Raw genomic sequence first — 8,030 nt, forward strand, 5'->3', positions numbered from 1 at the left:
CGATAAAGCTGAACCCATCGAGACACCGACTGCTCTGAGACGCTGTTGTCTTTGGCAACCGCTACGATCGGCCGTGAGTGCTCGATCACCTCCAAGGCAATCGAGGCCTTGAACTCAGCTGAATACTCCCGTGGCACGTGAATGCTCCAATTCCAGTTCACCCCAACGATAGTCGGGAGACTGTCCAGGAACCGCCGGGCGGGTCAGACCTCGTTCTACCGCGATCGACTGGGGCTGGCCGTGGCACGCGAGCACCCGGGCGGAACCGTGTTCCACGCCGGCGCAGGCTTCATCGAGATCCCCGCTCACCTCGCCCCCGACACCGCAGCCGACGCCACCGTCGGCACCATGCTCTGGTTGCAAGTTCGCGACGTGGCGGCGACGCGGAACGAGCTCGCCGCGGCAGGCGTGCCGATCGTCGCAGAACCGGAGACCAAGCCGTGGGGCTTGATCGAGATGACCGTCAACGATCCCGACGGTCGCCGCCTGATCGTCGTCGAGATCCCGTCCGACCACCCCTTACGCCGTGACGTGCGCGGATAGCCGCATGAGAGACTGGACGGCATGAGCAACTGGGTCGCACCGTTCCCCGTCAGCCCCGTCGATGCCACCGTCGACCTTCCCGGTTCCAAGTCGATCACCAACCGCGCCCTGATCCTCGCCGCCCTGGCAGACGGACCGTCCCGCATCACCGGCACCCTTCGCTCGCGCGACACCGACCTGATGCTCGACGGCCTCGCCGCGCTCGGCACCGGAATCTCGTACGATCCGGACGACCCGACGAGCGTCGACGTCACGCCCGAGCCGCTGCACGGCGCGACCGTCTACTGCGGCCTGGCAGGCACCGTCATGCGCTTCCTGCCCGCTGTCGGAGCCCTCGCGACCGGCGACGCCTTCTTCGACGGCGACGAACAAGCCCGCAGCCGCCCCCTCGACACGGTCCTCGACGCCCTACGCTCACTCGGCGCGAGCATCGACGGCACGGGCCTCCCCTTCACCGTTCACGGTTCCGGTTCGGTCGCGGGCGGCCCGGTGACGATCGACGCGTCGGCCTCGTCGCAGTTCGTCTCCGGTCTACTGCTCTCCGCGCCGCGCTTCACGAACGGCGTCGCGATCACTCACGTCGGCGCCCCCGTGCCGTCGATGCCCCACATCGACATGACGATCGAGATGCTCGCGGCGGCCGGGGTGGCCGTCGAGTTCGACGCGGCGGCGACCCGCTGGACCGTCGCTCCGACCGCCATCCGAGCAATCGACTGGACCATCGAACCGGACCTCTCCAACGCCGCGGCGTTCCTCGCCGCCGCACCGGCCACCGCCGGGCGCGTCAGCGTGCCCCGTTGGCCGGTCACGACCACCCAGCCGGGCGCAGCCATCGTCGGCATCATGGAGCAGATGGGCGCGACGTCGGACCATGCGGACGACGGCCTGCTGACCATCCGCGGCCCTGAGAGTCTGGCACCGCTCGACATCGACCTGCACGAGGTCGGCGAGCTGACCCCCACCATCGCCGCACTCTGCTGCCTGGCGACCGGCACGTCGACCCTCCGCGGGATCGGACATCTGCGCGGACACGAGACCGACCGTCTCCAGGCGCTGAGCACCGAGATCAACCGGATCGGCGGCAGCTGCCGCGAGACCGACGACGGCCTGGTGATCGTCGGCGACGGCGGCGCCTCGCTGCGCGCCGACCTGTGGCGCAGCTACGCCGACCACCGGATGGCCACCGCGGGCGCCATTCTCGGTCTCCGGGTCAAGGGACTGGCAGTGGAGAACGTGGAGACCACCTCCAAAACCATGCCGGACTTCGTAGCCATGTGGGAAGAGATGGCGGGAACCGCGTCTTGAGCCGCAACACCGCACGGAACCCGCGCCGATCGTACGACGAGTCGGACGTGCGGATCCGTCCGGGCAAAGGCACTCGACCGCGAACCAAGACCCGCCCCGCCCATGAGGACGCCGAGACCGCGGTGGTGGTCTCGGTGGACCGCGGGCGCTGGGGATGCGTGCTCGACGGCGATCCCGATCGCCGGATCGTCACGATGCGCGCCCGCGAATTGGGGCGCACCCCCATCGTCGTGGGCGATCGCGTCGGCGTGGTCGGAGACCTCTCCGGCAAGCCCGACACCCTCGCCCGGATCGTCCGCGTCGAGGACCGCAGCACCGTTCTCCGACGGACCGCCGACGACAACGACCCCTACGAGCGCATCGTGGTCGCCAACGCCGACCGTCTCCTGATCGTGACCGCCTTGGCCGATCCCCCGCCGCGCACCGGATTCGTGGAACGCGCACTGGCCGCCGCCTACGCCGGCGGGCTGACGCCGGTGCTGTGCCTGACGAAGTCCGACCTCACCTCACCCGAGGAGTTCGCCGCCAACTTCGTCGATCTGGATCTCCCGGTGGTCACCGCGGGACGCGACGACCCCCTCGACGACCTCTGGGAAGTACTCGACGGCCACCTCACCGCACTCATCGGGCACAGCGGCGTCGGCAAGTCGACCCTGGTGAACCGCCTCGTTCCGGACGCCAAACGCGCCACCGGTGTGGTCTCGGGAGTCGGCAAGGGTCGACACACCTCGACCCAGTCCGTCGCCCTCCCGCTGCCCGGCGAGACACCCGACGCCGAACCGCGCGGATGGGTGGTCGACACCCCCGGAATCCGCTCGTTCGGACTCGCACATGTGACCCCCGATCAGATCGTCGATGCCTTCGACGACCTCCGCGACGCCATCGAGGAGTGTCCGCGGGGTTGCACGCATCTCGGTCCGCCCGCCGATCCGGAATGCGCGCTCGACGCCCTCACCGGCAACTCCCATCGCCGCGCCATGGCCGTGCGTGAACTCCTAGTCGCGGTGTCGTCACCGACGGTTGCCGAGGAGCCGGTGTCGGCCGCGGAGCCCGAGCCGAGCTGAGACGCCTCAGCGCAGGCGCTTCTTGGCCCGACGAGCCTCACGCAACTGCGCGAGCGAGGTCTTGAGGCCGCCGCTGCCGCGGTTGGGCAGGCTGTCGAAGCGACGCTCGGAAGCCGTCTCCGGAGCGTCGTCGGTGGTGGCCGTCAGGAATCGATCGGGCAGGGCGAGCTTGTTGATCGTCCGCAGCGTGCGCAGGTACTGCATGGTGAACGATCCCGTGTTGTACGGCAGGTCGTACTTGACGCACAGTTCGCGCACCCGCACGGAGATGGCGGCCAGCCGGTTGCTCGGCAGGTCCGGGTACAGGTGATGCTCGATCTGGTAGCAGAGGTTGCCGCTCATGAACGCCAGCGCGGGGCCTGCGTCGAAGTTCGCGGTTCCCAGCATCTGGCGCAGGTACCACTGACCCTGCGACTCGTCCTCGAGCGTCGCCGCCGTGAACTTCTCGGCACCGTCCGGGAAGTGGCCGCAGAAGATCACCACGTACGCCCACAGGTTGCGGACGAAGTTAGCCGTCAGGTTCGCCGTCAGGGTGTGCTTGAAGTTGGGTCCGGTCATCGCCGGGTACAGCACGTAGTCCTTGCCGAGCTGTCGCAGCGCCTTGCGGGCGAACAGCTTGATCTCCGGCTTGGCCTGATCCATCGGTTTGCGCCCGGTGATGACCTCTTTGAGCTCGAGATCGTGCAACGCGATACCCCACTCGAACGTCGCCGCCAACATCAGGTTGAAGAACGGCTGGAAGGCTCGACGCGGCTCCCACGCCTCGTCGCGCGTCACACGCAGGATCTTGTAGCCGACGTCGTGGTCCATGCCGAGGACGTTGGTGTACTTGTGATGGATGTAGTTGTGCGAGTGCTTCCAATGCGGCGACGCGCACACCATGTCCCATTCCCACGACGTGGAGTGCACCTCGGGATCGTTCATCCAATCCCACTGGCCGTGCATCACATTGTGGCCGAGCTCCATGTTCTCGATGATCTTGGCCACCGAGAGCGCGCCGGCACCGAGCAGCCACAGCGAGCGGCGGTGGCTGCCGAACAGCGCGGCGCGACCGAGCACCTCGAGTCCTCGCTGCGCGTAGATGGTCCGTCGCAGGTAGCGACGGTCCTTCTCCCCCAGGCTCGACTCGATCTCCCGGCGCAGCATATCGAGTTCCGCACCCAGTGCGTCGACATCGGCGTCGGTCAGGTGCGCATACTCATTGATATCTGAAATTGCCATTGATCACATTATGCCCGGGAGGGTGACGGGCGGCGCGCCTGGCGGTCCTTGAGCCCGACGATCGCCGTCTTCAGTCCCTTCCGGCGACCGGTCGTCGGGTCGACGGTCGACACCAGACGCACGTCCGATGACGTCTTGAAGCGCTGCTCCGAAGCGGTCTCGGGGGCATCGTCGACAGTTCCGGAGAGGTACTTGTTCGGCAGCGAGAGCTTCGCGATGGTCCGCCACGACTTCGCGTACTGGACCGGGAACGAGCCGGTGGTGTACGGGATGTCGTACTTGGCGCACAGCGCCTGGACCCGGACTGCGATCTCCGGCAGCCGGTTGCTCGGCAGGTCCGGGAAGATGTGGTGCTCGATCTGGTACGACAGGTTGCCGCTCATGAAGCCGAGGACCGGTCCGGAACGGAAGTTGGCGCTGCCCAGCATCTGGCGCAGGTACCACTCGCCGCGCGTCTCACTGTCGACGTCCTGCTTCGTGAACTTCTCGGCGCCGTCCGGGAAGTGGCCGCAGAAGATGACCGCGTTGGTCCACACATTGCGGATCACGTTGGCCATCAGGTTGGCGGTGAACGCCTTGCGTGCGCCAGTGCGCGATCGGGTGACCGCGCCGACGAGCGCCGGGTACGCGATGTAGTCCTTGCCCGCCTGGCGACCGATCTTGATGCCGACGTCGCGCAGGTCGCGGTGGAACTGCTCCTTGGCCTCGGGGGTCCGACGCTTCTTACCCAGCTCCAGATGCTGCACGGCCACGCCGTACTGGAACCCGAGCGCCAGCAGCGTGTTGTAAGCGATGTTGCCGAGGTTGAAGGGCTTCCACCGCTGATCGCGGGTCACGCGGAGCAGGCCGTAGCCGACGTCGGCGTCCATGCCGAGCACGTTGGTGTACTTGTGATGGATGTAGTTGTGGGTGTGCTTCCAGTGCGCACTCGGCCCGGTGTTGTCCCACTCCCACGACGTGGAGTGCACCTCGGGATCGTTCATCCAATCCCACTGGCCGTGCATCACGTTGTGGCCCAGTTCCATGTTCTCGACGATCTTCGCGACGCCGAGCGCCGTCGCGCCGGCCCACCACAGGCGACGGTCGCGAGCCCCGAACGTGAGCGCTCGACCGGAGACCTCCAGCGTCCGCTGGAACATGATGGTGTTGCGGATGTAGCGCGCATCGCGCGCACCACGATCGGCCTCGATGTCAGCGCGGATCTGATCCAGCTCCGCACCGAGCGCCTCAACGTCCGCATCGGTCAGATGCGCGTATTCGGGGATGTCCGAGATCGCCATGCCACTCCTCGTAACCGTGAATTCTTAACTTACGCAATCGTAGGTTACGGTTCCGTAAGCTGTCCACCCCGCAGAACGGTGGCGCACGTCATAGGCACGGATTCGAGCGCTGACCTCGCTCTTCGGCCGCTCTTCGGCGTCAGACGTCGAGCGTGCAGTCGCCCGCCGCCGCACTGACGCACGTCTGAATCCGCTCACCCTCGACGTGCTCGACGCCGGTCCGCAGGTCACGCACGACCCCCTTGTCTAGCATGACGACACAGCTCTGGCAGATGCCCATGCGGCAGCCGAACGGCATCAGCACCCCGGCCTCCTCCCCCGCTTCGAGCAGCGTGGTCGCACCGTCGACCTCGATCTGTCGGTCCGGAGTGCCGAAGGTGACGACACCGCCTTCCGCTCCGACTGCGCCGCGCTCCAGCGCGAACCGCTCGATGTGCAGCTTCTCCGGCACACCGGCCTCCTCGAACTGCTCGCTGAGCATGTCCAAGAAGCCGCCCGGGCCGCAGGCCCAGGTCGCACGCTCGGCCCAGTCCGGACAAAGGGCCCGCAACTGCGCAGGCGTCAGCTTGCCGTCGACGCGGGTGAACTGCACGTGGATGTCGATCAGCCCCTCGTCCGCCATCGACTGCAACTCGTCGCCGAACATCAGGTCGTCTTCGGTGGGCACCGAATGCAGCACCTTCACGTCGACGTGCTGTCCGCGCCGCCTCATGGTGCGCAACATCGAGATGATCGGCGTGAGGCCGCTGCCCGCGGTCGCGAACAGGATCTTCTCCGGCAGCGGCTCCGGCAGCACGAACTCGCCCGCGGGCGCGGCTAGTCGTACCACCGAGCCCGGCTCGAGCCCGTTGACCAGGTGCGACGACAGGAACCCCTCGGGCATCGCCTTCACCGTGATCGACACCGTCCGATCACTGCGCGACGACGCCGGCTCCGACGTCAGCGAGTACGACCGCCAGGTCCAGCGACCCTCCACGAGCACACCGATGCCGATGTACTGACCCGGGTGGTAGTCGAAGGAGAATCCCCAGCCCGGCCGGATGACGATCGTCGCGCTGTCGGACGTCTCGGGAGTCACCGCGACCACCTTGCCGCGCAGTTCGCGCGCCGACCACAGCGGATTGGCCAGGTGCAGGTAGTCGTCGGGCAGCAGCGGAGTGGTCACCCGCGCGACCGCGGCGCGGAGCCACTTGGCGCGCTTGCGATTGGCCGCGACGCCGGCCGCCGGTGCTTCGAATCGTTCGCGCCACGCCATGTGCTGTCTCCTCCGCCGGTTCCCGGTCGTCTCCGAGAACACCTAAGTTACGATTCCGTAGGTTAGCGTTTCGGAGCGCCGAGAGCGAATGGAATGTGACGCAGATCAGGCGAGGATGGTGCCCGGCTCCGGCGTGTACGGCGCGAAGAAGTCGTTGGCCGGGGCACCCGCGAGGGACATCTCCAACGCAGGGACCGTCATCCCGTCGATCTCCTCGCGGATGATGTCGGCGTGGCCCGCGTGCCGCGCGAACTCCTCGATCTGGTGAACCATGAAGTAGCGATTCTTCATCGGACGGGAGTCGTAGATCCCGGCCCACGGCGCGGGCTGAGCCATCGAGTCCGCGTCCGGGTCGGCGGTCTCCATCGCCTCGAGAAATGCCGTGCGAGCGGCGTCGAACTTCGCGACGATCTCGACCGCGGTCTCGTCTGCGGTGAGGGCGAAGCTGCCCATGAACTCGGCGTAGGTCGCTTCGTCGAGGACCATCGGCTCGGCGGTGCCGTCGAGTTGGGCGACGGCGCCGCGCAGCCCGCGCGTGATGTGCTTGAGAAGTCCGCCGATGGAGAGCGCGCTGCGACACGGCGTCTGGCGTGCCTGCTGTTCGGTGAGCCCGTAGATCGCGGCCCGCAATGCGCCGAGCTGCTGATCTGCATAGTTGGCGAGGCCGGTCAGTTCATCGTGACGAGCGGGAGCGTACATGGAGTCCTCCGAAGGTCGAGTGTGTTGTTGCTGTCTGCCTCACCAGGATCGCGCCCTAACCGGTCAGTTCCTGTCCGGTATCGAAAATTCTCTACAGAAGCTCCAGGAGGAACGGCAGTTCCTGCGTGGCGTACCAGCCGAGATCGTGATCCTCCACGTCGCCGATCGCCAACTCCCCCTCCTCGTCTCCGAGGTCCGCGGCGTCGATCAGTGCGACGGCGGCCATCACCGCCTTCTCCGCATCCGCACCGTCGACGTGCACCGCGACGATGTCCGCCTGCGCGACGGGCCCGGCGACCTTCACGACAGCGTCGTCCAGATCCGGTCGCACCGTGGCCTCAGCGTCGGCCACGACCACCACCCGCCGTAACGGCAGGTCCGACTCGTCGGCGCCGAGCAGTCGGAGCGACGCCCGCGCGGCCTCCCGCAGCGCCACCTCCTCGAGTTCTTCATCGTCGCCCGAGACGTATGCCTCCCGCAGCGCGGGCGTGAGCGCGAAGCCGGTGCCTCCGACCGCTCCGAACGAGCCGTCCGGCGCGGCGACCATCTCCTGGATCATCGCCAGCGTGGCAGGCAGGTAGACGCGCATGAGGGTCCTTCCGGAGAGGTTGCCGATCGGGTCGTCGGTGACGGCCGCTAACTGGGTCCAACGCTAACTGGGTC

Annotated in this window: 9 protein-coding genes; 3 read left to right on the top strand and 6 right to left on the bottom strand. The window is 67.3% G+C overall.

Going from position 1 to position 8,030, the window contains the following annotated elements; genetic code table 11:
- A partial coding sequence (locus GX543_RS18805; protein ID WP_366929061.1) for a transposase occupies nt 1–161 on the bottom strand: 161 nt, incomplete at its 3' end.
- Between GX543_RS18805 and GX543_RS09175 the strand changes: the two genes are divergently transcribed.
- The 3 genes from GX543_RS09175 to rsgA are packed head-to-tail and all read left to right on the top strand — an operon-like array spanning nt 142 to nt 2,912.
- Entirely contained in the window at nt 142–543 is a 402-nt protein-coding gene (locus tag GX543_RS09175; protein ID WP_290851473.1) for a VOC family protein, read from the top strand. The two genes, GX543_RS18805 and GX543_RS09175, sit on opposite strands and share 20 nt — an antisense overlap.
- Before the next feature lie 21 nt (nt 544–564).
- The gene (aroA, locus tag GX543_RS09180) at nt 565–1,848 is read left to right on the top strand and encodes a 3-phosphoshikimate 1-carboxyvinyltransferase (RefSeq protein ID WP_290851474.1); all 1,284 of its coding nucleotides are present in this window, start codon (nt 565–567) and stop codon (nt 1,846–1,848) included.
- Complete coding sequence (rsgA, locus tag GX543_RS09185; RefSeq protein WP_290851475.1) at nt 1,845–2,912, top strand: ribosome small subunit-dependent GTPase A; 1,068 nt, start codon at nt 1,845–1,847, stop codon at nt 2,910–2,912. The genes aroA and rsgA overlap by 4 nt, the downstream gene beginning before the upstream one ends.
- A 6-nt stretch (nt 2,913–2,918) precedes the next feature.
- On the opposite strand, the gene GX543_RS09190 is transcribed toward rsgA, so the two are convergent.
- From GX543_RS09190 to GX543_RS09210, 5 genes are all read right to left on the bottom strand, one after another.
- Nucleotides 2,919–4,133 carry a fatty acid desaturase gene (locus GX543_RS09190; RefSeq protein WP_290851476.1) on the bottom strand — a complete coding sequence of 405 codons (1,215 nt, stop codon included), beginning with the start codon at nt 4,131–4,133 and terminating at the stop codon, nt 2,919–2,921.
- 8 nt (nt 4,134–4,141) lie between these two features.
- Nucleotides 4,142–5,413, bottom strand: coding sequence for a fatty acid desaturase (locus tag GX543_RS09195; protein ID WP_290851477.1), 1,272 nt, complete (start codon nt 5,411–5,413; stop codon nt 4,142–4,144).
- 139 nt (nt 5,414–5,552) lie between these two features.
- Nucleotides 5,553–6,668: a ferredoxin reductase gene (locus GX543_RS09200; RefSeq protein ID WP_290851478.1), complete on the bottom strand. Its 1,116-nt coding sequence runs from the start codon at nt 6,666–6,668 to the stop codon at nt 5,553–5,555.
- 105 nt (nt 6,669–6,773) lie between these two features.
- Nucleotides 6,774–7,367 (bottom strand): DUF664 domain-containing protein, encoded by a 594-nt coding sequence (locus GX543_RS09205; protein WP_290851479.1) that lies wholly within the window; start codon nt 7,365–7,367, stop codon nt 6,774–6,776.
- A 91-nt stretch (nt 7,368–7,458) separates the two neighbouring features.
- Entirely contained in the window at nt 7,459–7,956 is a 498-nt protein-coding gene (locus GX543_RS09210; protein ID WP_290851481.1) for a hypothetical protein, read from the bottom strand.
- Nucleotides 7,957–8,030 lie beyond the last annotated feature (74 nt).

It is taken from the genome of Gordonia sp. (in: high G+C Gram-positive bacteria) (genome assembly GCF_012515855.1).
Taxonomy (GTDB): domain Bacteria; phylum Actinomycetota; class Actinomycetes; order Mycobacteriales; family Mycobacteriaceae; genus Gordonia.